Source organism: Gibbsiella quercinecans (assembly GCF_002291425.1).
In the GTDB taxonomy this organism is placed as follows: Bacteria; Pseudomonadota; Gammaproteobacteria; order Enterobacterales; family Enterobacteriaceae; genus Gibbsiella; species Gibbsiella quercinecans.
In genome coordinates, this window is the sequence record NZ_CP014136.1 from 1489203 (window position 1) to 1514730 (window position 25528).

The following is a 25528-nucleotide window of genomic DNA, read 5'->3' on the forward strand; positions in this document are numbered from 1 at the left end:
TCCCAGCCGGGCATTATGATCCAGCCCACACGGCGGAAAAACGCCTGCCGGCCATGTTAATCACTGCCAATAAGGTGTATTTTACATGCATCTTATTAATCATCATCAGGCCGAAACCGGCGCCACATCAGGGGAAAACCCATGGAAACACTATTCTGCTATAAAACCATGCCGCAATGGGACAACGCCACGCTGCCCGCGGCTTTCCGGCAAAAGCACAACACGCAGGCCGGCACCTGGGCCAGGCTGCGGATACTGCGCGGCACGTTGGATTTTGCACTGATGACCGAAGCCGGGGAAACCACTCAAACCCTGCAGTTCACCCCGGAAAGCCAGCCGCCGTTCGTGGAGCCGCAGCAATGGCACCGCATCGTTTCCTGTTCTGCCGATATGCTCTGCCAACTGGCGTTTTACTGCAGCGCGGAAGACTACTACCAGAAAAAACACGGCCTGACGCGCACCCACTCTGAAGTCATTGCAGCCGTGGAGCAGATCGCCCCCGGCAACGCGTTGGATCTGGGCTGTGGCAGCGGGCGCAATGCGTTGTATCTGAACCTGAAAGGCTTCAACGTAACCGCCTGGGATAAAAACCCACTGAGCATCGCCACGCTCAACGGCATTATCGATCAAGAAAGGCTGAGCAACATCACCGCCGCCGAGCGGGATCTCAACAGCCTGCGCCTTAGCGGCCAGTATGATTTTATCCTCTCAACGGTGGTGATGATGTTCCTGGAGCCGGCCGCCATACCGCGCCTGCTGCTGGACATGCAGGCCAGCACCGTGCCCAGCGGCTATAACCTGATCGTCGCCGCAATGGATACCCCTGACTACCCGTGCCCGCTGCCCTTCCCGTTCACCTTTAAGCCCGGCGAGCTGAAAAACGCCTACCAGGGCTGGGATATCATCAAATACAATGAGGACGTGGGCGCACTGCATAAAACCGATGCCGAAGGCAACCGTATCCGCCTGCGTTTCGCCACCCTCCTGGCGCGGAAATAACGCCCACGGTTGCGCCACAACCGGCGCTCTGGCGGCATTCCCGCGGCCTATCGGCGCGGGAAATCTCCTTAGCCTGCACGGTTACCGGTCATAAAGCCGACCATCTCCCCTTCATCAAGCTGCTCCCGCGGCAGATCGGCGACGATCCGCCCGCTATACATGATCAGGCAGCGATCCACCAGCGCCTGTAATTCGGCCAGATCCGTGGAATACACCAGCACCGCCCCGCCTTTAGCGGCAAAGCGATTGATCGCCTGGTAGATGATCTCTTTGGTGCCCACGTCAACGCCACGGGTGGGATCAAACAGCAGCAGCGTTTCTGCGCCGGTCAATAGGGCGCGGGCAATCAACGCCTTTTGCTGATTGCCGCCGGAAAGGTTGCTGATTTTGAAGTTCAAATAGCGCTCGCTCAGTTCCACTTCGGGCGCGACGCTTTGGATCGATCGCCGCTCGCGATCGCCAAAAATCAGCCCCGCGCGGGCAAAACGTTGCAAAACCGGTTGAATACTCTGCTTTTTTGGGGGGATTACCGTTCTGTTCCATAACAGCTCCTGTTTGTGATTAGAGCAGCTGTGGTGCGGAGATTGTGATTTTTTCAGTGTATCAACAATGTTGACTCTTTTTTTAACCCGGCTTAATGTATATCCAAACGTATATACATCTTGTGGAGAATGAATTATGGCGCAGTCAGTGGTTAAAAAATGGGGCAATAGCCCATCTGTAAGGTTGCCAGCGGCGATTATGAAAGCAGCAGCGCTGAATGTTGATGATACTGTGGATATTGTCGTAGAAAATGGCCGTATTGTGATCGTTCCGGTACGAGCGAAAGAGTATTCGTTAGATGCGTTGTTAGTTGGAATAACTGATGAAAATCTGCATGAGAAAGTGGATTTTGGTGGACCGGTTGGGAAGGAATTGATCTAATGGTATCGCGTTTTGTACCTGATGCCGGTGATTTAATCTGGCTAGACTTCGATCCGGTAGAAGGGCATGAGCAGGGCGGACGCCGACCAGCTGTTGTCTTGTCACCTTTTGCCTACAACAACAAGGTTGGGCTATTGCTGTGCGTTCCATGCACGACAAAGGCTAAGGATTATCCATTTGAGGTGGAAATCGCGGGTGATAGGGACGGCGTGGCACTGGCGGATCAGGTGACATGCATAGACTGGCGGGCAAGGAAGGTTGCCAAAAAAGGGATAGTCAGTGCTGCCGAACTTGCAGATATCAGGGCTAAAGCAAAAGCGCTGATCGGATAAGCCTCTAAATAACACACTCCATACCCTTCACATCCACGCCGTATGTCGCGGCGAATCAGGATGTGAGGGGTATCATCTTTGGAGCAACTGCTAGAAACGATTAACGGAGCCTGTACACCATTCTAATGGAATGGACGCCCCCATTTAACCGGCATCAATGTGCCAAAATGGTTGTGTCATAGCACACTATTTTACAACAGGAGCGTCCACCATGAAGATTACAACGATTGGTATCGATCTGGCAAAAAGCGTCTTTCAACTCCACGACATTGATGCACAGGGTAAGACTGTGCTCAAAAAACAGTTGCCGCCCTCAAAAATGTTGGCGTATTTTGCCAATCTCCCGCCTTGTTGTATTGGTATGGAAGCGTGCGGTGTCAAAAGAAGCGGCAGAAATGGCGTTGGATGCGCTGGAGGCGAAATGGGGCCAGCAGTATCCGGTGGTGCTCCAATCGTGGCGTCGCAAGTGGGAAAATCTGTCGGCCTACTTCCGCTATCCGGCAGACATCCGCAAGGTGATTTACACCACCAACGCCATCGAGTCAGTTCACCGGCAGTTCCGTAAGCTGACGAAAACCAAAGGCGCCTCCCCGAATGAAAACAGCCTGTTAAAGGTGCTTTACCTGGGGCTGATGAATGCGCAGAAGAAATGGACCATGCCGATTCAGAACTGGAACTTGACCTTATCGCAGTTAGCCATTTATTTTGATGGGCGGCTGAATAAGGTGATTACGCTATAACGAACTTATCGTGACACGGAATTTCTAACACGCCCAATTGATACTCAAATATCGCAAGTTTCTGAGTCAAATATCGCACGCCGCATCATGCTGTCGCCACTGCTGCCGATCATGCCCGCCGACATCACGCCGCCGTACATAAACAGTGAAGCCACCGACAAATCCATGCCGCCGGCCAGGATGAAAGCCTTACAGCGCGCCCACTTCACGCCGATGCCGGACAGCCCGGCGGCGGTGTCATCCGCACCGATGGCATACAGCGCAATGCCGGTATCGGTGCGCTTGATAACGCCCACGATGGCATTCCCGCGGCCCATCGGCGCGGGAAATCTCCTTAGCCCGCACGGTTACCGGTCATAAAGCCGACCATCTCTCCTTCATCAAGCTGCTCCCGCGGAAGATCGGCGACGATCCGCCCGCTATACATGATCAGGCAGCGATCCACCAGCGCCTGTAATTCAGCCAGATCCGTGGAATACACCAGCACCGCCCCGCCTTTAGCGGCAAAGCGATTGATCGCCTGGTAGATGATCTCTTTGGTGCCCACGTCAACGCCACGGGTAGGATCAAACAGCAGCAGCGTTTCTGCGCCGGTCAACAGCGCGCGGGCAATCAACGCCTTTTGCTGATTGCCGCCGGAAAGGTTGCTGATTTTGAAGTTCAAATAGCGCTCACTCAGTTCCACTTCGGGCGCGACGCTTTGGATCGATCGCCGCTCGCGATCGCCGAAAATCAGCCCCGCGCGGGCAAAACGTTGCAAAACCGGTTGGGTGACATTTGCCGCCGTCGAGAGCGTGGGGAAAATCCCCTCGCTTTTACGATCCTCGGCCACAAAGGCGATGCCGCCATGTTTATGCAACGCGTCGCGCGGGTTACGCAGCGTAACTTCATGATCCTGCAGCAGCATTTGCCCGCCCTGCGGGCGCATCAGGCCCGCCAGCGTGCGGAACAGTTCGCGCTGGCCCTGCCCTTCAAGGCCGGCCACGCCGAGGATCTCGCCTTTAAACAGTTGGAAAGACACATCGCGGAAATTTTGCCCGCACAGATCGTTGGCCACCAGCGCCGCCTGTTGCCGCTGCGGCGTCGCCCGCGCGGCGGCCTGGCTGTGCGCAGAGCGCCGGCCCACCATCATTTCAAAGATATCGCCATTGGTGACCTGCGCCAGCTGCACCGTCGAGATGGTTTTGCCGCTGCGCAGCACCGTGGCATGGCTGGCGATCGCGCGGATCTCGGCCAGGCGATGGGAAATATACAGCACCGCGGTGCCCATCGCCGTCAGGCGACGAATCAAGGCAAACAGCCAGTCTACATCGGCCAGCGCACCGGTCGGCTCATCCAGGATCAGCAGCCGTGGGCGATAATGCATTGCCCGCACGATCTCGATCCGCTGGCGCGCTGCCAGAGAAAGGCTGTCGACGCTGGCGCCGGCCGGGATATCAAAAACGTTGTGATCCGCCAGGATCTGCTCCGCCTGGCTCAACATCCGTTTGGGCGAACTAAAGACGATCTGCTGCTTTAATGACTTCGGCAGGAAAAAGTTCTGCGCCACGCTCAGGTTGGGTAACAGGCTAAGCTCCTGAAAGGCGGTGCTGACGCCGGTATGGCGCGCCTGCACCAGAGTGCGCGGCGTGTAGGCCTTGCCCTCCAGCGTGATGCTGCCGGCGTTGGGCGCCACTACGCCGGACAGGATTTTCACCAGCGTCGATTTCCCCGCCCCGTTCTCCCCCAAAATCGCCTGAACCTGCCCTGGCGCAATGTGCATTGAGACGCTTTCCAGCGCCACGGTCGCGCCATAGGATTTGGCGACCGCCGAAAGCTGCATACCTTCTGACATCAGTTGTTGCATGGTCGGGTACCTCCTTCCCGGTGGTGGCAGGCACCACCGGGATATGGGGATCAGGGTTGAACGGTCGGCTGCACTTTGGTCAGCTTGTACTGATCCGGCGCCGCCTGGCAGCGTTCGCAGTTAATGCCCGGCTCATCCGCCGCTTTAACGATCTCCGCCGGCAACGGTTGGATGGTGGCGCCCGGCGTCGGGATGCCTTTCAGCGCTGAATCCAGCGAGATCTCCGGCAGGTATTGCGGATGGTAGATTTCGGTGGAGAAGCCTTCCGGCACCAGATTTTTTTCAAACACGTTGCAGCCATTGGCAATGGTGCCGCCCTGGCACAGTTTGATCTGATCGGCAGTGACCCACGGCAATGGATATTCGATATTGGTGGGCTCCAGCTTGCGCTTGCCGGTAAGCACTTCCATCATCAGCTTGAAAGCATAACCGGCCGTGGCGGGTGGTGAACCGGCGGAAACGCCGTTCAGGCCGCGCTGGCGATAATCAGCGTTGAGGAAGCCCAGACGGAAACCGTTCATGTTTTCGCCCATGATCGGCATCATGCGGCCTTTGCGATCGGCCACCGCGTTCAGCACGCCGGCCTCGCCCAGTTCCGACCAGATACCGTCAACATCCGGGTGCGCCGCCAGCGCTTTGGCGGTTTCACGCTGGCTGATGCGATCGTCCCAGTAGCCGTAGTATTCAGACACCACCTGGATCTGCGGGTATTTCGCGAAGATATGCATGGCGCCGTCATAGTGGCGCTTATCGACCGACGTGCCCGGCACGCCGCGGTTCATAAATATCTTCCCTTTGCCGCCGAGCTGATTAACCAATTCCTGCGCCATATTCTCGCCGGCGCCGGCGGAAATATAGCTCACGTTGTAGGCACATTTTTCCGTTACCGTGGAGTCAAACATGAAGAACTTCACCCCCTGGCTGCAGCCGCGCCGCACTACCCGATTGAGCGCGGTGGGTGAAATCGGGAAGCTGATAATGCCGTCGGCTTTAGCGGCAATCATGCTTTCATAAGCCGATATTTGCGCCTGCGGATCGGTGCCGGAAATAACCTCGGTTAACTCGACCATTTTGTCGTAAGGCGGCGTCTTCGCCAGTGCCTTGATGATATTAGCGGTTTCACTCATCCAGTTATTCCCGCTATAGCTTAAACTCAGGTAGATTTTATATTTCTTTGGTTCTTCCTCGGCGTGCGCCGTAGAAAAATAACCCAGTAACCCCAGCGTAATGGCGGCCGCGGCCGCACATCTTTTAAGACGTGTATGCAGAAACATAATTAACTCCTAATATTCACCCGTTATACGTCAAGCATTAAGCACGCACGGATCCCGCCGGGCCGCTGCCGGAAATACATTGGATTGCACTGTTATTGTGAATGAAATAACGTCGTTTTATTAACGCGTAAATAACGCCCTGGTTTTGCCGGTCAGAAAAATAAATGAATTTGCCGAACCGGACTGGAACAATAACGCCACGGTGATAATGGCGCCGGAGACAATTAACCGCCACCCCTGATCGAGCCCGGTGGCGGCAATAACCGAATCCACGGTGACTAAAAACAACGCCCCGGCAATGGTGCCGATAAACGTGCCCTTGCCGCCGAGAATCGACGATCCCCCCACCACCACCGCGGCGATGGAAGGCAACAGGTAGGGATCGCCCATGCGCAGGGTTGCGCCGTCGGAATAGCCCGTGAGCAATGCTCCGCCCAGCGCCGCACACAGGCCGCTCAGCGCGTAAGCACCCACGGTAGTCGCCCCCACCGGGATACCGCTGACCTTCGCCGCCCCCGCGCTGCCGCCCAGCGCATACAAATTGCGCCCAAACACCGTGCGGGTTTGTATCGCCAGCCCCAGCAGACTAAAGACGATAAAGAACAGCACAATGCACGGGACGCCGAACAGGTTGCCTTTCACCAGCTCGGTCAGCAGCCGGGGCGATGCGCCCAGGGTACTGCCGCCGCTGGCGCCCAGGGCCAGTGAGGCCACGATAATCCCGGTGCCCATCGTCATGATGAACGGCGGGATGCGCAGCAGCGTGATCCCCAGCCCGCTGATGGCGCCGATAGCCGCCGCAGACAGCAGGATAAAGGGCAGCATATAGGCGATGTTGTCGCCACTGCTGCCGATCATGCCCGCCGACATCACGCCGCCGTACATAAACAGTGAAGCCACCGACAAATCCATGCCGCCGGCCAGGATCACCAGCCCCTGGCCAAACGCCACCACCAACAGAAATGAGGTCAGGGTAATGATCATCAATACCTGCGCCCAGGAGCCCAGCGCGGGGCTAATCACGCGGGAGAACAGGATCATCAACACGGTCACCGCCAGCAGCAGCAACGGCGCCACGGCTTCCGGGTTGAAGCGGCTGCTACCGCGTTGATCGACACGGCCTTCGCCGGGCGCCGTGAGGGTTGATTTATTCATGAGCTTGCTCCTGCGCGTGTCGGGCGGTTAAGCAGCTTTTCGCAGACGATCGCGAAAATCAGCAATACCCCCTGGAAAAAGCCGATGTAGAAGGATGAAACGCCCATCGCGAACAGCATCTTTTGCATCAGCAGCAGTACCGCCGCCCCCACCATCGAACCGAAAGCGCCGCCACGCCCGCCGCTTAGGCTGGTGCCGCCCAGCGCCACTGAGGCAAACGACAGCAGCAAAAAAGGCAGCCCGGAGTTGGGATCGCCAGTGGCCGTTTGCGCGCTGAGCATAAACCCGGCGGCGCCGTAAAAGCAGCCCGCCAGGATGAAAGCCTTACAGCGCGCCCACTTCACGCCGATGCCGGACAGCCCGGCGGCGGTGTCATCCGCACCGATGGCATACAGCGCAATGCCGGTATCGGTGCGCTTGATCGCCAACCACACCAGCGCAAATACCGCCAGCACCAGCGCCGATACCGGAATGGTCTGCCATAGCGTATCCGTCAACGTATCACTGACGAACTCGGCAACCGAACCGCCGGGCACCGGCATCAGGATCAGGGCGATCCCCTGGCCGATAATCATGGTGCCGAGCGTCGCGGCGATGCTCTGGATGCCGCGGTAAGCCACCAGGTAGCCGTTCACCAGGCCAAACAGCGCGCCGACGCCCATGCAAAGCAGCAGCGTAATCAGCGCGCCGCCCGGCCCTTCAAACGGCACCAGCGCGGTCAGTACGTTGGCGATGGAGATCACCCCGGCCAGCGACAGATCGAACCCGCGCGTCAGCACCACCAGCGTTTGCCCGGCCGCCGCCAGCGCCAACGGCGCGGCGTTGTTGATCAGGTTGGCGATGGCGTAGGCGCTGAAGGCGCTGGGTTCCGACCAGCCGTACAGCACATACATGATCAGATAGACCACCACCGCCAGCGCGGCCCCGCGCAGCGGCGGGATTTTGCCTTTTTTGGGCCGTAAGGAGCCCGGGGCCTTGTGGTGAAGGCCCTGTGATACGTCACTCATGGTCGAGCGTCCTGTTTAGCTGATTGCGGAATGAAAAGGCGGTTCCCGCTTAACGTAGCCCCGGCACCACGGTGATCGGTTTGGGCGCCAGGCGCCCGTGGCCGTCATGGTGGTGATGGTGATGCGCGTGATGATCCTGCGCCACCCGATCGAGCGTGGTGCAGGGATCGGCAATATGCGCCACGCGATGCAGGGAAACCGGCTGGCCATGCGGCGTGTGCAGATAGGCCAGGTGCCACAGCGCCTGCCGCGCGATCACATCCTCGCCGCTTAGCAGCGCCTTTTCCTGCAACAAGGTTTCCAGCGCGCTCAGCCACTGGCGATAGTAGGCTTCGCCGGTGGTTTCATCCTCACGCTGCGGCTGCTGGCGGATAGTGTCGGCAAACGTCTGCACCCATTCGCTCCAGCGATACAGGCCATTGCGCGACAGTTGCAGCGCCGTGGCGAAGGCTTCGGCCTGCCAGGGTTCGCCGAAAGCGATTTCCGGCTCATCCGCGTGGCCTGTGGTCTGTAAGGTCATGCTGATCATCGCTTACTCCCCCTTGGCGCCGTTGGGCGGCTCAATGTAGTCATCCCACAGATCGAGGTAGACCGCGTCTTTGCTCTGCGTTTCTTCGCCCCACAGCGCCTGCGCTTCAAAACGCACGCTGTAAACATGCTGCGGGTTTTCGCCCTTGCCGTGGGCGTAGGTGTCCGGGAACACAAAGGAGCCCTGGTGGCGCACCACTGTGCCGATCCGGCCGCGCACGTAGCGCGGCAAGCGGGTATGCCCCAGCGGGTTGATATTTTTGGCCTGCACTTTATCGCCGGCGGCAAAGCGCACCGGGCGATCGGTGGGGCGCACGTAAACCGGGTTGGTTTTCACCGCGCCATAGACCTGATCTTTTTCTAAAATTTTCATCATGCTTTCTCCTGCTGCGCCAGTTGCTGAACTTTCGCTTCCAACTCTTCGGCGGTGAACAGGCCGTTATCCAGCCCCAGGGTTTCCATCGCGTGATACCAGTGCACGTAATAAGGCGTGCTCAGGTACTCCGCCGGGTCCATCACCTCGATGGCATGACGGAATTCGTCAATCGGGCACAGGCCGCCGGCAAAATACAGCGCAATGGTTGAAAATACCTGTTTCTCCCATTCGGCTTTAAACACCGGTTCGCCGGGGTTGATCGCCACCGGGCCAAGGTTATGCATACCGCCGACATCATGAATTGAGTTCATCGTTTTCTCCTGTTCAAGCTTTGGCTACCGGCGGCAGCACCGCAGTGCCAATCATCGAATCGCGCGTTACCAGCGCGGCCAGTTGGTCTTCGCTCAGGTTCTCGCTGCCAACCGGCCGCTGCGGCAACACCATGTAACGGATTTCGGCGTTGCTGTCCCAAACCCGCACTTCCACGCTGGCCGGCAGCTGCACGCCGAACTCTTCCAGCACCGCCCGGGGTTCGATCACCGCGCGTGAACGGTACTGCGGCGCCTTATACCAGGTGGGGGGCAGCCCGAGCGTCGGCCACGGGTAGCAGGAACACAGGGTACACACCACCATGTTGTGGACATCCGCGGTGTTTTCCGCCACGAACATGTGGGCGCCTTCGAGGCCGGTAAAACCAAGCTCGGCGATGGCCGCCGTGGCATCATCCAGCAGGCGTGCCTTATAGGCCGGATCGCTCCAGGCTTTGGCGACCACCCTGGCGCCGTTCTTCGGCCCAAAGCGGTGCTCAAAAATATCGATAATTTCATCCACCGCTTCCGCTTTCAGATAGCCCTTCTCAATCAATAAAGACTGGATGGCTTTAATCCGTAAGGTCGGAATATTCGGTGGTGTGGTTGGCTCCAGAATATCGCTCATGGTCTTTCCTCTTTTTTTACTTAATGCCGGATAACGTGCCTGGTGTTGCGGATACCGCGCAAAAAAAAAGCCCCGTCAACTCTTACGAGTTGCGGGGCATCTTTGCCGGTGTCCTGTTTATACTACTGCATTACAATCAATGCACAATCAAACGGTAATTTACGGGACGACAAAATGAAAAGCTTAACTGGTAAACAGTATGTTGCAAAAGTGATGCCATTCTCCCGGTTTATTTTATTTATATCCTAACCCGTTAAATTATCGGTTAATTTTATTTTTCTCCACTGAACAGCGTTGATTAACGCTGCATGCAGACGACCTGTTTAAGTGCATTCTTTTCCCCATCGTGGTGCGGCAAGCCTTGCTAATAAACTTGGGGTACACCCTAGGTTAATAATACCCAAAATAATTCGAGTTGCAGGAAGGCGGCAACGCAGTGAATCCCCAGGAGCTTACTCCAGTAAGTGACTGGGGTGAGCGAGGAAAGCCAACACACCTGCAACTTGAAGTATGAAGGGTATATTATCCGCAGCGTGACTTAAGCGTTGATAACCACTCCTGCTTACGCGCCAAAAAAATAATACTGAATTCCTCTACCGTCTGCTGTTGCTCGGTCGCCAAGCGCCGCAGTAATTCATAAGACTGCTGCTCGCTGCATTTCAATTCCTGAATTAAGGACAGCTGCGCCGACAATAAAAAACGCCGTGAACGAATACGCAGCTCCTGTTGTTGCAGCGTATCTTTGTGCGCGCGCTGGCGCTCAAAATGGTGCCGCGCCAGAATAATCGTCGATAAAATACCGTCGGTTTTTACCGGTTTGCGCAGGCAGCCGTCCACCTCCTGATCGATCACCCACGCCAGCCGGGAGGGCGTTTCCAGGCCCATCAGGGCGATTTTCGGCAGCTCGGGCCAACTGCCCTGGCCGATTTGCCGAATAAGCTGGCTATTGTCCGAATCAAAAATCACGCCGTCGTAGGGCTCGCTGAACACATCATGATGAAAATCGCCAAAGCTGTTTCCCTGAATGCCAAGCCGCTGAAACTGCAGCAGCAAGTGCTTTTCGTCACGAGGCGAGCAGCCGAACAGCGCAATTTTCAAACCACGCACTATCAGTCGTTTTTTCTGCACATTGCACCTCGCACCGTGTTCTATAGCGAAAAATCAGACCAGGTTAACCACGGATCCGCTTTTACCGGTTCCGGCGATTGCCACAGAATCTCGAAGCTGCCGTCTTTGCGCAGCCGGGCCAAACGCGGCGTCAGGCTGGCATGGTTATTTTCCCGATTGATACGGGTGGTGCCATTTGGCGCCGCCAGGCTTTCGCCGTATGCCGCCTCGCGCACCAGCGAAATGTCGTCGCTGCCGCAGCGGTTGATCGACCGGGCCAAAAAATGCCCGCACATCCAGGCCGCTTCCGCATCCACCGTCGGGGTTGCGCTGTCGCCAAAGCGGCGCCGATAACGCTGAATAAACTGGCGGTTCTGTTCGTTGTCGATGCTTTGAAAATAGACCGCGGAAACCAGATAGCCTTCCAGCGCATCGGCCCCCACCATCGCCACTTCCGATTCGCACAACGTCAGGCTAAGCCGCGCAACATTCGTTGAGCGCAGAAATTCATGATCTTGCGCCATGCTTTTCCACACGCGGTAAAAGCGATAGGCCGAAATCCCCACCAGCGTAACCAGGATCACCGGCGGGCGCCGGCGGATAATATCCAGGATCACCGATTCAACATCGGTATCGCCCAACGGCAGGAACTGGCTGCGGATCAGGGTGCCGCCCTGGCAGTCCAGCGCATCGCGCGTGATGCGGTCGATCTCTTCCGACCAGATATAGTGCGAACCGACGTGATAAATTTCCCCCGGATAGTGGTTCATCACATAGCTCAGCATCGGCAAGACATGCTGGTTGGGCACCGCGCCCAGATACATCACGTTGCTGCTGCTTTCAAAGCCTTCATAACGGGCGCTGTGCCACAAAAGCGCATTGGCGCCCTCCACCAGCGGCAAAATGATCTTGCGCGACGCCGAGGTATAGCAGCCGACAATGTGCTTTACCCCATGCCGGTGCAGCAGATCGCGGCAGTAACGGTAGTAGTTGTCCAGATCGCAGGCCGGATCGTAAATCACCGGCGCCAGGGTGAAATTCAGCCGGTTATCGGCGTTAACCTCTTCAATCGCCAACATAATGCCGTTGAGCATTTCCCGGCCAATGCCGCCATATTGGCCCGATACGGAATAGAGCACGCCGACCGGGATGGTGGTTTTATGCTGATGATCGCGTGTCAAAGGGTAGCTGTCTGTCGAAAACATAGTTCTCCCGTTTACTCGCATTCGCTGCCAATCGGATTGATCAACGGCTGGTAATAGTGCGGCTGGCGCATGGCGACCAGATCTTTACGCCGCACCACATTGGTGGGGTAACCGGAATCCAGGTTGCTGGTATCAATATCCAGCACCGCCAAGCCCTGTTCGGTGGTGATCAGCGCTTCACTGCGCGGCCAGACAAAGGTATCTGGCCCAAACAGGCCGCTCAGCCCAGACAAATTGGCATTGGCGTAGCCAAGATAAACGTTGTTTTCGCCGGCCCGCACCCGCGGCAGCAGCCAGTGATAGCGCGTCGCACCGGTGGCGATCGGGTAATCATGGGGCACGGCGGTGCCTGGGTGCGCCATCGGGCCAGGCAGATCCAACGCCGCCGGGCAGGCGATGATGTCGCAGCCGCGCATGGCCAAAATGCGCCCCGCCTCCGGGAAGTGGATATCATGGCCGATCAACAAACCTACGCGGCCACAGGGAATATCAAAGGTTTTCCACTCATCACCCGGCGTGGCCCAGGTTTTATCCCCGGCGGTCAGGTGGATTTTGCGGTATACCCCCGCCAGGCCATCCGGGCCAATCAGCAGGGCGGCATTGTAACGGCGATCATCCTCGCCCTGCTCCGCCGTGCCGGCCACCAGATACAGGCGCAGGCGCGCGGCCAGCGCCATCAAGCTGGCGATCGCCGGGTGTTGCAGGCCGATCGGCGCGTCGGCGCCGGCCAGGCACAGCTCCGGCAGCGTGAGCAATTCCGCGCCCTGCGCGCTGGCCTGTTCGGCCAGCCGTTCAATCCGGTTGAGGTTGGCCGCCAGATCGGCGCCCGGCTGGAACTGGCCGACGGCGATACGCGAACGCTTGCCGGCCGGCAACGATTTGGTCGCGTACAGGCCGAAGAAATCCAGCGGGTTCCACATAAACGTATGCGTCATCAGCTCTTTGTACAATTCCGGCCGGCGCTGCGGCAAAAAGCTCTGGCGCTGGCCGGCCGGGCGCAGTTCGCCATACACGATCCCATCGCCGGTATCGCGCCAGGCCTGCACCTGGCCGTCAGGTTCAATGATGCAACTGCCGCCGCTGAACTGCACGCCGCGTTCCAGCCCCCAGCGGTTGCTTTCAATCAGATAGCAGCCGTTTTCATAGGCGCGGTTGATCCAATAAGGCGCCGGGGTACGCTCCGCCAGCCAGTTGCTGACGTGGCATATCACGTCTGCCTGCTGCAACCCGGCCAGACGCGCGGTTTCAATAAAATGAATGTCCATGCAGATCAACAGCGCGATATTGCCGATCGGGGTGGGGAAAACCTGGTGCCCCAGATCGCCGTTGGCCGCCCATTTGGGTTCAGAGATGTACGGATGAGTTTTGCGGTGTTTGCCGATCACGCCGTCCGGGCCGATCAACACCGCGCAATTGTAATACAGCCCGCTATATTCATCGACTTCAGGCAACCCGAGCACCAGGTAACACTGGTGGCGCGCCGCAATCTTGCCGAAGCGTTCGGTGGTAGGGCCGGGCACCGGCTCCACATAGGGCGCCACTTCATCGCGGTCCAGCCAACAATATCCGGTGGTGCCCATTTCCGGCATCACGATCAGCCGTGCGCCCTGCGCCGCCGCCTCTTCGGTGAGTGCCAGCAACTGGAGAATATTTTCTTCTTTACGGAACTGGGTCGGTTCAAATTGTATTGCCGCAACGGAAACTGGCTGCTTAATCATGCTCACGCGCTCCTTGGGTAAAAAAAAAGCCCCATCAACTGCGAGAGTTGACGGGGCATCTTTGCCGGATCATCTGTGGCGCCACCTTGTTCTGGCCGCCGGGGCAACAGAGATTTCAGGTGATATACGAACTACTGAACGGATTAAAGCAATTTATGTACCAGCTTGTTTTTATATTGTTAACTCATTGGATATAAAATGATTAATAATTGCTCGCAGGTTGTTACCCGGCTCGCCCAGGCACCTTGCCGCGGCCGGCGCGCACCATAACGGACGGGCCTGCACCGTTATTGTGCGCAAATGGCGCTGCCGCAAAACAAAACCCCGCCGGCGTTAGCCGCTGGCGGGGTTCGATTCGATGCACAGCGTCAGGCGCGGTTACTGCAGCATCACGTCCAGCGCACGCAGGTGCTTCGGCTGCCAGGAAAGCAGCACCTCGCTGCCGGCGCGCCAGCTGTTGTCCATTTTCGCCGGCGCCAGCTTCACCATAAAATTGCCCTGGCCGGCCACTTCCGTCAGCATACGGACGTGATCGCCCAGGTAGATAAACTGCTGAATCTTGGCGCGAACCTGCTCATCGCCCGGCTCCGGCGCGTTAACGTTGATGCGCTCCGGGCGGATGCTAAGCTGGATTTTCTTGCCCGGTGAGCTTGGCCGCACTTTCAACGCGCTCAACTGCGTGCCGTCGTCCAGTTTCACCTGGTAAAAATCGCCCTCTTTGCCCACTTGGGTGGCCAACAGGCTGTTGTTTTCACCGATAAACTGCGCCACAAAGGCATTTTGCGGCTCTTCATAAAGTTTATTCGGGCTGTCCATCTGCTGGATCATGCCGTCGTTGAACACCGCCACCCGGTTCGACATGGTCATGGCTTCGCTCTGATCGTGGGTGACATAGACCACCGTCAGGTTGAGCATCTCATGCAACTGTTTGATTTCCATCTGCATATGCTCACGCAGCTGCTTATCCAGCGCGCCCAGCGGCTCATCCATCAGCACCAGCTTGGGTTCAAACACCAGCGCCCGCGCCAGCGCCACGCGCTGCTGCTGGCCGCCGGACATCTGCGCCGGGTAGCGATCCGCCAGATCGGTCAGTTTCACCATGTTCAGTACGCGCTTAACGCGGTCGGTGATGTCCGATTTATTCATACGGCGAATGGTCAATGGGAACGCCAGATTTTGCGCCACCGTCATGTGCGGGAACAGCGCGTAGTTCTGGAATACCATGCCGATATCCCGTTGATGCGGCGGCAAATTATGCAACGGCCGATCGCGCAGCAAAATCTCCCCTTCGGTGGGGTTTTCAAAACCAGCCAGCATCATCAAGCTGGTGGTTTTGCCCGAACCGGAAGGCCCCAACAGGGTTAAAAACTCCCCTTCTTCCACATCCAGATTGAGATTACGAACCACCAACTTATCGCCGTCGTAACTCTTTTTAACATTGCGAAAACTGACAAACGTCCTCATGGGTATTCTCTCATCAAATCGTTCGCTGCGGTTCAGGCACGAATCGTGCATAAATCTCATAGAGCGAGCTTCCGGTGGAGGGCTCTTTTTAAAGCATTACCACCGCGGATTTCCGAAAGCAAGCAGCTTTTGACAAGACAAAATAAAAAACACCTGTTGGATACCCAACCAGGTGATTGTTTTATTTGTGTTTTTATTTTTTTGTTATTTTCCCAACGAAAACCAATCAGCAGGATTAGGCAACCACAGGCCGCGCACGCCGCTGGTGCAGCGTGGCGATCAACGCGGCAAGCGCCGCTTCAGGCAGCGCACCACGTGGGCGAACGCCGTCTCGATTTGCGCTTCATCCACGCAGGCATAACCCAGCAGCAGCCCCCGCCGCTGGGCGCCGGCCAGGTAGTAGGCCGACAGTGGGCGCGTCAGCACCCCGGCCTGTTCCAGCTCCGCGCTCACCGCCACATCATCGATGCCGTCCGGCAGCGCCAGAATCAAGTGCAGCCCGGCGTTGTTGTACGGCGCCAGAAATTCCGGCCCCAGCTCACGGGTGATCAACTCAATCAACGCCGCACGGCGCTTGTTGTACAGCTGGCGCATGCGCCGAACGTGCGCACCGTAATGCCCCTCGCGGATAAACTCCGCCAGCGTCAGCTGCATCAGGCCGTTGCCGCCGCGGTAAAGCTCGGAATGCGCCATTTTCATGCGCGCCGCCAGCGGCTTCGGCAGCACCATGTAGCTGATACGGATGCCCGGATACAGCGTTTTGCTGAACGTACCGAGGTAAATCACCGGCGCTCTGGGCACCAGCCCCTGCAACGCCTGGATCGGGCTTTCACTGAAACGGAACTCGCTGTCGTAATCATCCTCCACCACCCAACTGCCCCAGGTCTGGGCCAGTTCAAGCAGTTGGTGGCGGCGTTCCAGGCTCATCACCATGCCCATCGGGTACTGGTGGGAAGGCGTGACGCAAATCAAGCGCGGCGGGATATCGTCGCCGCGCAGCGCCGGCGGGTTCAGGCCATTGGCGTCGACCGGGATCGGCACGATGTCCACGCCGTTGACCGACAGCACATTGCGGATCCCCCAGTAGCCGGGCTCTTCCATCCAGGCCACATCGCCGTGATCGCACAGCATCTTCGCCAGAAAATCCAGCGACTGGTGGGTGCCGGCGGTGATGACGATTTGATCCGCGGTGCACACCACCGAACGCACCACCCGCAGGTATTCGGCCAGCGCCTGCTGCAACGGCACGCAGCCGCTGGGGTGCGAATAACTCAGTGATTCCACCGGCAAGCGCCGGCTCAGGCGGTTTTGGATCTTGCGCCAGGTGTCATGGGGAAAGTGGCTGACATCCGGCACGCCGGGCATAAACGCCCCCCACTGGTACGGGCTGGCGCCGCGGCGGCTCAGCAGGCGTGTGCCGCGCTTGGAAAGCGACAACAGGCCAAATGGCGCGCCCTGATCCTCAGTGGCATAGGCTTCGGCGTTCGGGTGCGGCTCCGGCAGTTGCTCGCTGACGAAGGTGCCGCTGCCGGTACGGGTTTGCAGGTATCCCTCTGACTGCAACTGCTCGTAGGCGGTCAGCACGGTGTTACGGGAAATAGACAATTCCCGGGCCAGATCGCGCGAGGCGGGTAGCCGGGTTGCCGGCGCAATGGCCCCCTCTTCAATCGCCTGCTGCAATGCATCGTATAAGCGCTTGCCAAGCGCACCGCTTTCCCGCTGGCTTAACCGATGCGCGAGGAAGTCACCCAGTAACGATCGCAAATTGGTACCTCAAAATAGTTAAAACTGGCACTGATAATAAAACCGTCAAAAAGCTAAAAAGCAAGGGGGCAACGGAACAACGCAGGCATCCCGGCACAACAGCATAGCCGGGATGACGTGCCGGAAAACGTGAAACGATGCCAGTTTAGCCGCGCCAGGCCATGCCGCACCAGAACAACGCGAATAAACCGAGTTATCACAGCAATACGGCCCCAGCCAGTTTGGCTGGCATGGCACATAAACTGCATGGTTTCCAACCATGATATTTCAAAATATGTACAACTGATTTCGGGTCTTCCCTTCCAACTACGCGTTATCAAGGAGTCACCGTATGCATAAGAAAATTGCTGCTCTTGCCGTTTTAACCATGATGGCATTCACCGCCCAGGCTGAAACCTTAACCGTGGTGTCATTTGGCGGCGTGAACAAGGACGCTCAGGATAAGGCTTTCTACAAACCGTTTGCCGCCGCGGGCAAAGGCACCATCGAACCCGGCGAATACAACGGCGAAATGGCGCGCATCCGCGCGATGGTCGAAACCGGCCAGGTGGGTTGGGACGTGGTCGAAGTGGAAGGCCCCGAACTGCTGCGCGGCTGTGATGAAGGGCTGTTCGAACCGCTCGACTGGAGCAAGCTCGGCAACGAGAGCGATTTTGTGCCGGGCGCGGTGAGCGAATGCGGCGCCGGAATTTTCCTGTGGTCAACGGTGCTGACCTACGACGCGAAGAAGCTGAAACAGGCCCCGACCGGCTGGAACGACTTCTGGGACACGAAAAAATTCCCTGGCAAACGCGCGCTGCGTAAAAGCGCCAAGTTCACGCTGGAAATCGCCCTGCTGGCGGACGGCGTAAAACGCGAGGATATCTACAAAGTGCTGGCGACGCCGGCCGGCGTCGATCGCGCCTTTAAAAAGCTGGATCAGATCAAATCGAATATTCAGTGGTGGGAATCCGGCGCGCAGCCGCTGCAGTGGCTGGTTTCGGGCGACGTGGTGATGACCAGCGCCTACAACGGCCGTATCAGCGCCGCGCAGAAAGAAGGCCACAACTTCAACATCATCTGGAACAACAGCATTTACGATCTGGACAGCTGGGCCATCATCAAAGGCTCCAAGCACAAGGCATTGGCAGAGCAGTTCATCGCCTTCGCCAACCTGCCGGAAAACCAGAAGGTGTTTGCTGAAAATATCCCTTACGGCCCGACCAACAAAAACACCAGCAAGCTGATTGAACCCGGCCTGTTGGCCCAGTTGCCGACCGCCCCGGATAACCTGGCCAATTCGCTGCAGGTCGATACCAACTTCTGGATTGAACATGGCGAAGATCTGGAACAACGTTTCAACGCCTGGGCGTCGAAATAACACCTGATGCGGCCAGCAATGGCCGCAGTTGCCGATTCACCTACGTCAGGGAGCCTGCCGCCAATGAGCCAAAACACCCTCATGGACAATACCGTGGACAATAACCCAAAAACTCAGGCCCCTCCGCAAACCCAGCGGTTTAGCAAAGGCAACGGCGCCAAAACGCGCCGTTCGCTGTGGCTGATTGCCCCTTTGCTGATTTTTGTCGTGGTCTGCTTCCTGTTCCCAATTGGCGCGATCCTGATCAAAAGCGTGCAAAACCCCGAGCTGCAGGAAACCATGCCCACTACGTTGGTGGCGCTGGAAAAGTGGGACGGCCAAATTCTGCCTGACGAAACATTGTTCGCCAGCGTCGGCCAGGATCTGATCGCCGCGCGTGAAAGCGGCAAAATCGCCACCATCGCCAAACGCATGAGCTACGAAGACAGCAGTTTCCGCCGGCTGATTACCGGCACCCCGCGCGCCATGCCCAAAGACGGCAACGACGTGAAGGGCACGTTGATAAAAGCCCTGCCGCAGTGGGGCGAGCTTAGCACCTGGCATGCGCTGCAGCGTGCGGCGGCGCCGGTCACGCCGTATTACCTGCTGGCGGTTTTCGACCGTAAGGTAAACATCGACAACGGCAGTATCGAGAAGCTGCCGGCCGACCAGGCGCTGTATGTCAATGTGCTGCTGCGCACCCTGTGGATGGCGACGGTGGTGACGTTGCTGTGCGTCGGCTTTGGCTACCCGCTGGCCTACTGGCTGTCGAAGCAGCCCACCGGCCGCGCCAACGTACTGATGATCCTGGTACTGCTGCCTTTCTGGACGTCGCTTATCGTCCGTACCGCCAGTTGGATTGTGCTGCTGCAGTCGGGCGGCCTGATTAACCGCGCCCTGCTGGGGCTAAATATCATCGATCATCCGCTGACGCTGGTGTTCAACCGCATCGGGGTTTATATCTCAATGACCCATATTCTGATGCCGTTTATCGTGCTGCCGCTGTATGCGGTAATGAAGGGCATTTCCCCCAACTATGTCCGTGCCGCCATCTCGCTCGGCGCCCACCCTTTCAGCGCGTTCTGGCGGGTTTACGTGCCGCAAACCTATGCCGGGGTCACCGCCGGCGCGCTGTTGGTGTTCATGATGGCGATCGGCTACTACGTTACCCCGGCGCTGCTCGGCGGGCCGGAAGATCAAATGGTGAGCTATTTCGTGGCCTTCTTTACCAATACCACCATGAACTGGGGTATGGCCGCGGCGCTCGGTACACAACTGCTGGTGATCGTGATGCTGCTGTATGTGGTGTATATCCGCGTCACGCGCACATCTGCCGAAGCGGCAGCCCATTAAGGCGAGGAGAACAGTGATGAAACAGGAAGGGACTTTCTTACTCAACTTTTGGCGAGTGATCTTTAACTTCTACAGCGCGGCGGTGTTGCTGTTCCTGATTGTGCCGGTGCTGATCATCGTGCCGCTTTCCTTTAACAGCGGCTCGTTTCTCAGCTACCCGTTAGCCGGGTTTTCCCTGCGCTGGTACAGTTCGTTCTTCAACTCGCCCGAGTGGATTGGCGCGCTGGGCAACAGCCTGATGGTGGCGCCGCTCGCCACCCTGCTGGCGACGGTGCTGGGCGTGCTGGCGTCAATGGGGCTGGCGCACACCGAATTCCGCGGCAAGAACCTGGCGATGGCGATCATCATTTCGCCGATGGTGGCGCCGGTGGTGATCGTGGCCGTCGGCATGTTCTTTTTCTTCGCCCGCCTTTCGCTGCTCAACAGCTATCTGGGCCTAGTGCTGGCGCACGCGTTGCTCGGGGTGCCGTTTGTGGTGATCACCGTCACCGCAGTGCTGAAAAGCTACGACACCACGCTGTCACGCGCCGCCGCCAGCCTGGGCGCCAACCCGTTCCTGGTGTTCCGTAAAATCACCCTGCCGCTGATCGCGCCGGGGGTGTTTTCCGGTGCGCTGTTCGCCTTTGCCGCCTCGTTTGATGAAGTGGTGGTCACGCTGTTTCTCGCCAGCCCGCGCCAGCGCACATTGCCGATACAAATGTTCGCCGGCATCCGTGAAAACCTTGACCCGACCATCGCCGCGGCCGCAACCTTAATGATTGGCGCATCGCTGCTGCTGTTGATCGTCATGGAGATGCTGCGCCGCCGTGGAGAACGCATGCGCCTGGCGCACCCGGCGCATTAAACGCGAACAACGCTGCGTTTTCACCCAGCCCCGCGCGCCGTTAACGTGGGGCTGTGCCGTTAATGCAACAAACATCATAGGGAGGTTTCGCGATGCAACAGCAAAAAAAAACGCTCCTGCTCACGGGTGCCAGCCGGGGTATCGGCCACGCTACGGTTAAACACTTTCACGCCGCGGGCTGGCAAATTTATACCGCCTCGCGCCAAAGCTGGGCGGAAGAGTGCCCCTGGGCCGAAGGGCTACTGAACCATATCCACCTCGATCTGGCCGATATCGATCAACTGCAGCAAAGCCTGCCGATGATCAAAAGCCTGCTCGGCGGCCGCCTTGATGCACTGGTAAACAACGCCGGCGTTTCGCCCAAAGACGATCAAGGCGGGCGGCTGGGCGTGCTTGCAACCGATTACGCCACCTGGCTCAAGGTGTTTAACGTCAATTTATTTTCCACTGCCATTCTGGCCCGCGGGCTGTTTGATGAGCTCAAAGCCGCGCACGGCAGCATCACCAATGTCACCTCAATTGCCGGCAGCAAAGTGCACCCGTTCGCCGGCGTGGCGTATGCCACATCCAAAGCGGCGCTTTCGGCGCTGACGCGTGAAATGGCCCATGACTTCGGCCAACAGGGCGTACGGGTGAACGCAATCGCCCCCGGTGAAATTGAAACCTCGATTTTATCCCCCGGCACTCTGGAGATTGTCGAACAGTCGGTGCCGCTGCAGCGGCTGGGCAAGCCGGAAGAAGTCGCCTCGCTGATTTACTTCCTTAGCACCCAGGGGGCAGCCTATATCAATGGAGCAGAAATCCACGTAGACGGGGGCCAACATGTCTGACCTTGCCACCACGCCGGCGCTGTTCACCACCGACGTGCCTCCGATTGATGCCCGGCTTGCCGGGCAGCTATTGCGCGAATACTACGGCCTTGAAGGCCAGGTAACCCCGCTGCCGGGTGAGCGCGACCGCAATTTTTGCCTGGCCTGCGCCGATGGGCGGCAAATGATGGCGCGCTTCATCAACCCTGCCGAGGCCGCGCAGGAAATTGATTTTCAAACCGCGATGCTGGCGCACGTTGCCGCGCACAACAGCAGCCTGCCGGTGCCGCGCCTGATTAGCGCGTTGGACGGCAACCTGCAACCACAGATAAATGTAAACGAAGTGGCCCTGTCGGTGCGGGTGGTGAGCTACCTGCCCGGCACGCCGCAGCACCGCCAGGCGCCGAACGCCGCCTTTATGGCGCAGCTTGGCCGCACGCTGGCGCAGTTGGATCTTGCTCTGCAGAGCTTCCACCACCCCGGCGCGCAGCGCGATCTGTTGTGGGATATCACTCATCCGGAACGGCTGGCGCCCAAGCTGGCGGTGATTAACGATGCGGAACAGCAGCGCCTGATCCGCCGGGTATTGGAAAACCACCACGAGCGGGTCGCGCCGCTGAAGTTTTCGGTGCGCCGCCAGGTGATCCACAACGATCTCAACCCCCATAACGTGCTGGCCGACGATAGCGGCACGCAGGTAAGCGGCATTATCGACTTCGGCGATGCGCTTTACGCGCCGATGATTAACGATCTGGCCACGGCGCTGGCCTATCAGTTGACCGACGAAGCGGACCCGCTGCGGCTGGCCAGGCCGTTTATCCATGCCTATCACCAGGCTCTGCCGCTCACCGATACCGAACTGCAGGTGTTGCCGGATCTGATCGCCACTCGCCTGTGCCTGACCATCACCATTGCCAGCTGGCGGGCCACCTTGTACCCCGGCAACCGCGACTATATTCTGCGTAACGTTCCCCCGGCCTGGCGCAACCTAAGCCGCCTGATGCGCCTGTCGCATTACCAGATTTGCGAGCAGTTGCGCGCGGCCGCCCATGAGGAGAAAGCACCATGAGCAGCGACAGTGAATTGTTGGCCCAGCGCGAACGCCTGCTGGGCGGCGGCTACCGCCTGTTTTATCAACGCCCGCTGCACCCGGTGCGTGGTGAAGGCGTGTGGTTGTTCGACGCCGAAGGGCGGCGCTATCTGGATATGTATAACAATGTCGCCTCGGTTGGCCATTGCCACCCGGCGGTGGTGGAAGCGATCGCCCAACAGGCCGCCCAGCTCAATACGCATACCCGCTATCTGCATGAGGCGATCGTCGAATATGCGCAAACGCTGCTGCAAGAATTCCCGCCCGAGCTGGGCAATCTGACCATGACCTGCAGCGGCAGCGAGGCCAACGATCTGGCGCTGCGCATCGCCCGCGAGATCACCGGCGGTACCGTCGCCATCGTCACCCGCTGGGCCTATCACGGCGTGACCAGCGCCATCTCTGCCCTTTCGCCTTCGCTCGGCATCACGCTGGGCGACCCGGTGCGGACGATCGACGCCCCCGACAGCTACCGCCAGCCAGGGCAATGGCTGAACAGCCTGCGCCAGGTGCTGGATGCGTTGCAGCAGGCCGGGCAGCGGCCGGCGGCGCTGCTGATGGATACCATCTATTCCAGCGATGGCGTGTTCAGCCCGCTGCCGGGGGAAATGCAGCAGGCCGCAGCGCTGATCCGCGCCGCCGGTGGTCTGTTCATCGCCGATGAAGTGCAGGCGGGCTTTGCCCGCACCGGCAGCCATTTCTGGGGCTTCGCCCGCCATGGCGTGGTGCCGGATATAGTGACCATGGGCAAACCGATGGGCAACGGCCACCCGGTGGCCGGGGTGGTCGGCCGCCCGGCGCTGTTCAGCGAATTCGGCCAGCGCCAACGCTACTTTAATACCTTCGGCGGCAACCCGGTCTCCTGCCGCGCCGCGCAGGCGGTGTTGCAGGTGATCCGCAACGAAAAGCTGCAGCAAAACGCCGAAAGCAGCGGGGAAAAACTGCGCCACGGCCTGCGCCAGCTTGCCGAACGCTACCCGCTGATTGGCGACGTGCGGGGCGCCGGGCTGTTTATCGGCGTGGAGCTGGTGACCGATCGCGCGCAGAAAACGCCGGCAACGCTGCTGGCCGCCCAGGCGGTTAACCTGCTGCGCGAACGCGGCGTGTTAATCAGCACCACGGGTCCGCAGGCCAACATCCTGAAAATCCGCCCGCCGCTGGTGTTTAACCAACAGCACTGCAGCCTGTTCCTGGAAACGCTGGAAGGCGTGCTGGCTACGTTGCATTAACCCGCTAACCACACCGTCGCCATCCCCTCCCCATCGCTAAACCGACGAGGCCGCCCCAGCGGCGGCCTTATCCTGCCCACTGCACCATTTTTATGCGCCCGCTGCGTAATCGGGGTGCAAAACGCGCTTTGCCGGCGCTGCCCCCTGCTGCGATAGCGCGCCGTTCCGCGGCCCCATTGCACAATTTTTCACCCGCCCGATAGCCTGCCGCAGCGCGGCTGTTTGCCGCCAGGCAAAAAAAGTTGCCGGAAAATTCCGCGCAGGCTCGTCAAAAGGGCCTGCTTCTTGCAAAGAACAAGCAAGATACACTTGGTATGCCATTTGAATACATAAGAAGTGCCAACAACATGACCGTTTCAGCGTCTTCACCATTCACCAGGGGAAATGCACACATGAAATCGTTGATCAAAGCGAGTGGCCTCGCACTTGGGCTGCTCACCGTATGCCACAGTTTTTCCGTCGCCGCCGCTGAAGAGTTGAACTTCGCCAGTTGGGGCGGCGCCTATCAAAAAGCCATCAGCCAGGCGTGGCTGGCGCCCTTTAGCCAGGAAACCGGCATTAGCGTGGTGGAAGATACCGATCCCCAAGTCAGCAAGCTCAAGGCCATGCAGGACACCCATACCGTGCAGTGGGACGTGGTGACCGAAAATGGCTCGCGGCTGGTGCGTGGCATCAAGCTGGGGGTGTTTGAAAAAATCACCCCGCAGATGGTCAATCAGGATCACGTGATCCCCGGCGCACGCAACGATTACGGCGTGCCCTCCGAGATTTTCTCCACGCTGATCGGCTTTTCCACCGCTGCGTTCCCCGACGGCAAGCCGCAGCCCAAAACCTTTGCCGATTTCTGGAACGTGGAAAAATTTCCCGGCAAACGCACGCTGCAGGATGAACCGGCCACGGTAATAGAAGCAGCACTGATCGCCGACGGCGTGAAACCGGAAGAGGTCTACAACGTGCTGAATACGCCGCAAGGGGTGGATCGCGCGATGGCGCAGATAGAAAAGATCAAACCCTATGTCGCCATGTGGTGGAAGAACGGCGCTCAGCCGGTGCAGGCGCTGGCCAGCGGCGAAGTGCAGATGGCGCTGGGCTGGAATGGCCGTTTCCAGGCGGGCATCGATTCCGGCCTGCCGATCAAAATGTCGTGGGATAACGCCGTTGCCCAGGTGGGCTATTTTGCGCTGGTGAAAGGCGCTCCGCATCGCGACGCGGCGATCAAACTGATGAACTACATGATCACCCCGCAGCGCCAGGCCGAGTTCAGCAAATATATCGCCTATGGCCCCACCACCACTGAAGCGATGCAATACATCGACGATGCGCGCAAGGCCCGCCTGCCCTCCACGCCGGAGCGCCTGGCGAACACGCTGTTTATGGACGCTGACTGGTGGGACAAGCACGGGCCGGCGATCGTCGAGCGCTATAACCAGATCCGCGCGCAATAACGCCGTTTCATTCACAGCGATTGAAACCCACCCTGCGCAACCGG

25 protein-coding genes and 2 pseudogenes are annotated in these 25528 nt (G+C 58.6%); 12 read left to right on the forward strand and 15 right to left on the reverse strand.

The features are described from left to right. The first annotated feature begins 141 nt into the window (after window positions 1-141). Window positions 142-999: an SAM-dependent methyltransferase TehB gene (tehB, locus tag ACN28Q_RS06890; RefSeq protein ID WP_095845666.1), complete on the forward strand. Its 858-nt coding sequence runs from the start codon at window positions 142-144 to the stop codon at window positions 997-999. A 68-nt stretch (window positions 1000-1067) separates the two neighbouring features. On the opposite strand, the gene ACN28Q_RS06895 is transcribed toward tehB, so the two are convergent. Further along, complete coding sequence (locus ACN28Q_RS06895; protein WP_165907129.1) at window positions 1068-1709, reverse strand: ATP-binding cassette domain-containing protein; 642 nt, start codon at window positions 1707-1709, stop codon at window positions 1068-1070. On the opposite strand from ACN28Q_RS06895, the gene ACN28Q_RS06900 reads away from it, so the two are divergent. The 4 genes and pseudogenes from ACN28Q_RS06900 to ACN28Q_RS06915 form a co-directional block, all read left to right on the forward strand. Further along, window positions 1678-1923, forward strand: a complete 246-nt coding sequence (locus ACN28Q_RS06900) for an AbrB/MazE/SpoVT family DNA-binding domain-containing protein (RefSeq protein ID WP_095845668.1) — start codon at window positions 1678-1680, stop codon at window positions 1921-1923. The two genes, ACN28Q_RS06895 and ACN28Q_RS06900, sit on opposite strands and share 32 nt — an antisense overlap. Beyond that, the gene (gene mazF, locus ACN28Q_RS06905) at window positions 1923-2255 is read left to right on the forward strand and encodes an endoribonuclease MazF (protein ID WP_095845669.1); all 333 of its coding nucleotides are present in this window, start codon (window positions 1923-1925) and stop codon (window positions 2253-2255) included. The genes ACN28Q_RS06900 and mazF overlap by 1 nt, the downstream gene beginning before the upstream one ends. A 211-nt stretch (window positions 2256-2466) precedes the next feature. Beyond that, a pseudogene (locus ACN28Q_RS06910) lies at window positions 2467-2628 on the forward strand (IS110 family transposase); the annotation flags it as partial. Then, window positions 2624-2995 (forward strand): annotated as a pseudogene (locus ACN28Q_RS06915) (transposase); the annotation flags it as partial. The pseudogenes ACN28Q_RS06910 and ACN28Q_RS06915, both read left to right, overlap by 5 nt. A 44-nt stretch (window positions 2996-3039) precedes the next feature. Here the strand turns inward: ACN28Q_RS06915 and ACN28Q_RS06920 are convergent. The 14 genes from ACN28Q_RS06920 to pdxR form a co-directional block, all read right to left on the reverse strand. Next, window positions 3040-3312 (reverse strand): hypothetical protein, encoded by a 273-nt coding sequence (locus ACN28Q_RS06920; RefSeq protein WP_095845670.1) that lies wholly within the window; start codon window positions 3310-3312, stop codon window positions 3040-3042. A 17-nt stretch (window positions 3313-3329) separates the two neighbouring features. After that, window positions 3330-4841, reverse strand: a complete 1512-nt coding sequence (locus ACN28Q_RS06925) for a sugar ABC transporter ATP-binding protein (protein ID WP_095845671.1) — start codon at window positions 4839-4841, stop codon at window positions 3330-3332. 50 nt (window positions 4842-4891) lie between these two features. Beyond that, a complete protein-coding gene (locus tag ACN28Q_RS06930) occupies window positions 4892-6115 on the reverse strand; it encodes a sugar ABC transporter substrate-binding protein (RefSeq protein WP_095845672.1) in 1224 nt (407 codons plus the stop codon). A 120-nt stretch (window positions 6116-6235) separates the two neighbouring features. Further along, window positions 6236-7270, reverse strand: coding sequence for an ABC transporter permease (locus ACN28Q_RS06935; protein WP_095845673.1), 1035 nt, complete (start codon window positions 7268-7270; stop codon window positions 6236-6238). Beyond that, window positions 7267-8277 (reverse strand): ABC transporter permease, encoded by a 1011-nt coding sequence (locus ACN28Q_RS06940; protein ID WP_095845674.1) that lies wholly within the window; start codon window positions 8275-8277, stop codon window positions 7267-7269. Before ACN28Q_RS06940 ends, ACN28Q_RS06935 begins: the two co-directional genes overlap by 4 nt. Window positions 8278-8326: 49 nt before the next feature. Continuing rightward, a complete protein-coding gene (locus tag ACN28Q_RS06945) occupies window positions 8327-8806 on the reverse strand; it encodes a nitrile hydratase accessory protein (RefSeq protein WP_095845675.1) in 480 nt (159 codons plus the stop codon). Window positions 8807-8809: 3 nt separating this feature from the next. Beyond that, on the reverse strand, window positions 8810-9181 hold the full coding sequence (locus ACN28Q_RS06950; RefSeq protein ID WP_250645089.1) for an SH3-like domain-containing protein: 372 nt from the start codon (window positions 9179-9181) through the stop codon (window positions 8810-8812). Continuing rightward, window positions 9178-9492, reverse strand: coding sequence for an SH3-like domain-containing protein (locus ACN28Q_RS06955; RefSeq protein WP_250645090.1), 315 nt, complete (start codon window positions 9490-9492; stop codon window positions 9178-9180). The genes ACN28Q_RS06950 and ACN28Q_RS06955 overlap by 4 nt, the downstream gene beginning before the upstream one ends. A 13-nt stretch (window positions 9493-9505) precedes the next feature. Next, a complete protein-coding gene (nthA, locus tag ACN28Q_RS06960; RefSeq protein WP_095845676.1) occupies window positions 9506-10117 on the reverse strand; it encodes a nitrile hydratase subunit alpha in 612 nt (203 codons plus the stop codon). Between the two features lie 522 nt (window positions 10118-10639). Then, the gene (locus ACN28Q_RS06965; RefSeq protein WP_131929008.1) at window positions 10640-11245 is read right to left on the reverse strand and encodes an ANTAR domain-containing response regulator; all 606 of its coding nucleotides are present in this window, start codon (window positions 11243-11245) and stop codon (window positions 10640-10642) included. Window positions 11246-11265: 20 nt separating this feature from the next. After that, entirely contained in the window at window positions 11266-12429 is a 1164-nt protein-coding gene (locus tag ACN28Q_RS06970; RefSeq protein ID WP_095845678.1) for a transporter substrate-binding domain-containing protein, read from the reverse strand. Window positions 12430-12440: 11 nt separating this feature from the next. Then, the gene (locus tag ACN28Q_RS06975; RefSeq protein ID WP_183096719.1) at window positions 12441-14147 is read right to left on the reverse strand and encodes a nitrilase-related carbon-nitrogen hydrolase; all 1707 of its coding nucleotides are present in this window, start codon (window positions 14145-14147) and stop codon (window positions 12441-12443) included. A gap of 378 nt (window positions 14148-14525) precedes the next feature. Then, window positions 14526-15611 carry an ABC transporter ATP-binding protein gene (locus tag ACN28Q_RS06980; protein WP_095845679.1) on the reverse strand — a complete coding sequence of 362 codons (1086 nt, stop codon included), beginning with the start codon at window positions 15609-15611 and terminating at the stop codon, window positions 14526-14528. Between the two features lie 279 nt (window positions 15612-15890). After that, window positions 15891-17375 carry a MocR-like pyridoxine biosynthesis transcription factor PdxR gene (gene pdxR / locus ACN28Q_RS06985; RefSeq protein WP_095845680.1) on the reverse strand — a complete coding sequence of 495 codons (1485 nt, stop codon included), beginning with the start codon at window positions 17373-17375 and terminating at the stop codon, window positions 15891-15893. 331 nt (window positions 17376-17706) lie between these two features. Between pdxR and ACN28Q_RS06990 the strand changes: the two genes are divergently transcribed. The 7 genes from ACN28Q_RS06990 (at window position 17707) to ACN28Q_RS07020 (ending at window position 25484) form a co-directional block, all read left to right on the forward strand. Continuing rightward, entirely contained in the window at window positions 17707-18735 is a 1029-nt protein-coding gene (locus ACN28Q_RS06990) for an ABC transporter substrate-binding protein (protein ID WP_095845681.1), read from the forward strand. Between the two features lie 63 nt (window positions 18736-18798). Continuing rightward, window positions 18799-20067 carry an ABC transporter permease gene (locus ACN28Q_RS06995; RefSeq protein ID WP_413541225.1) on the forward strand — a complete coding sequence of 423 codons (1269 nt, stop codon included), beginning with the start codon at window positions 18799-18801 and terminating at the stop codon, window positions 20065-20067. A 16-nt stretch (window positions 20068-20083) separates the two neighbouring features. Beyond that, a complete protein-coding gene (locus ACN28Q_RS07000; RefSeq protein ID WP_095845682.1) occupies window positions 20084-20911 on the forward strand; it encodes an ABC transporter permease in 828 nt (275 codons plus the stop codon). A gap of 92 nt (window positions 20912-21003) precedes the next feature. Beyond that, complete coding sequence (locus ACN28Q_RS07005) at window positions 21004-21741, forward strand: SDR family NAD(P)-dependent oxidoreductase (RefSeq protein WP_095845683.1); 738 nt, start codon at window positions 21004-21006, stop codon at window positions 21739-21741. Beyond that, a complete protein-coding gene (locus tag ACN28Q_RS07010; RefSeq protein WP_095845684.1) occupies window positions 21734-22789 on the forward strand; it encodes a phosphotransferase in 1056 nt (351 codons plus the stop codon). The genes ACN28Q_RS07005 and ACN28Q_RS07010 overlap by 8 nt, the downstream gene beginning before the upstream one ends. Further along, a complete protein-coding gene (locus ACN28Q_RS07015) occupies window positions 22786-24039 on the forward strand; it encodes an aspartate aminotransferase family protein (RefSeq protein WP_095845685.1) in 1254 nt (417 codons plus the stop codon). The genes ACN28Q_RS07010 and ACN28Q_RS07015 overlap by 4 nt, the downstream gene beginning before the upstream one ends. Window positions 24040-24431: 392 nt before the next feature. After that, window positions 24432-25484: an ABC transporter substrate-binding protein gene (locus ACN28Q_RS07020; RefSeq protein ID WP_095845687.1), complete on the forward strand. Its 1053-nt coding sequence runs from the start codon at window positions 24432-24434 to the stop codon at window positions 25482-25484. The last annotated feature ends 44 nt before the right edge of the window (window positions 25485-25528 follow it).

Coding starts and splice junctions, on each gene's coding strand:
- ACN28Q_RS06995 (WP_413541225.1), top strand. CDS start 18,799: ATGAGCCAAAACACCCTCATGGACAATACCGTGGACAATAACCCAAAA.
- ACN28Q_RS06975 (WP_183096719.1), bottom strand. CDS start 14,147: ATGATTAAGCAGCCAGTTTCCGTTGCGGCAATACAATTTGAACCGACC.
- ACN28Q_RS06920 (WP_095845670.1), bottom strand. CDS start 3,312: ATGGGCCGCGGGAATGCCATCGTGGGCGTTATCAAGCGCACCGATACC.
- ACN28Q_RS06900 (WP_095845668.1), top strand. CDS start 1,678: ATGGCGCAGTCAGTGGTTAAAAAATGGGGCAATAGCCCATCTGTAAGG.
- mazF (WP_095845669.1), top strand. CDS start 1,923: ATGGTATCGCGTTTTGTACCTGATGCCGGTGATTTAATCTGGCTAGAC.
- tehB (WP_095845666.1), top strand. CDS start 142: ATGGAAACACTATTCTGCTATAAAACCATGCCGCAATGGGACAACGCC.
- ACN28Q_RS06940 (WP_095845674.1), bottom strand. CDS start 8,277: ATGAGTGACGTATCACAGGGCCTTCACCACAAGGCCCCGGGCTCCTTA.
- ACN28Q_RS07015 (WP_095845685.1), top strand. CDS start 22,786: ATGAGCAGCGACAGTGAATTGTTGGCCCAGCGCGAACGCCTGCTGGGC.
- ACN28Q_RS06925 (WP_095845671.1), bottom strand. CDS start 4,841: ATGCAACAACTGATGTCAGAAGGTATGCAGCTTTCGGCGGTCGCCAAA.
- ACN28Q_RS07005 (WP_095845683.1), top strand. CDS start 21,004: ATGCAACAGCAAAAAAAAACGCTCCTGCTCACGGGTGCCAGCCGGGGT.
- ACN28Q_RS07010 (WP_095845684.1), top strand. CDS start 21,734: ATGTCTGACCTTGCCACCACGCCGGCGCTGTTCACCACCGACGTGCCT.
- ACN28Q_RS06935 (WP_095845673.1), bottom strand. CDS start 7,270: ATGAATAAATCAACCCTCACGGCGCCCGGCGAAGGCCGTGTCGATCAA.
- ACN28Q_RS06970 (WP_095845678.1), bottom strand. CDS start 12,429: ATGTTTTCGACAGACAGCTACCCTTTGACACGCGATCATCAGCATAAA.
- ACN28Q_RS06930 (WP_095845672.1), bottom strand. CDS start 6,115: ATGTTTCTGCATACACGTCTTAAAAGATGTGCGGCCGCGGCCGCCATT.
- ACN28Q_RS06990 (WP_095845681.1), top strand. CDS start 17,707: ATGCATAAGAAAATTGCTGCTCTTGCCGTTTTAACCATGATGGCATTC.
- ACN28Q_RS06950 (WP_250645089.1), bottom strand. CDS start 9,181: ATGATGAAAATTTTAGAAAAAGATCAGGTCTATGGCGCGGTGAAAACC.
- ACN28Q_RS07000 (WP_095845682.1), top strand. CDS start 20,084: ATGAAACAGGAAGGGACTTTCTTACTCAACTTTTGGCGAGTGATCTTT.
- ACN28Q_RS06980 (WP_095845679.1), bottom strand. CDS start 15,611: ATGAGGACGTTTGTCAGTTTTCGCAATGTTAAAAAGAGTTACGACGGC.
- nthA (WP_095845676.1), bottom strand. CDS start 10,117: ATGAGCGATATTCTGGAGCCAACCACACCACCGAATATTCCGACCTTA.
- ACN28Q_RS06945 (WP_095845675.1), bottom strand. CDS start 8,806: ATGATCAGCATGACCTTACAGACCACAGGCCACGCGGATGAGCCGGAA.
- ACN28Q_RS07020 (WP_095845687.1), top strand. CDS start 24,432: ATGAAATCGTTGATCAAAGCGAGTGGCCTCGCACTTGGGCTGCTCACC.
- ACN28Q_RS06955 (WP_250645090.1), bottom strand. CDS start 9,492: ATGAACTCAATTCATGATGTCGGCGGTATGCATAACCTTGGCCCGGTG.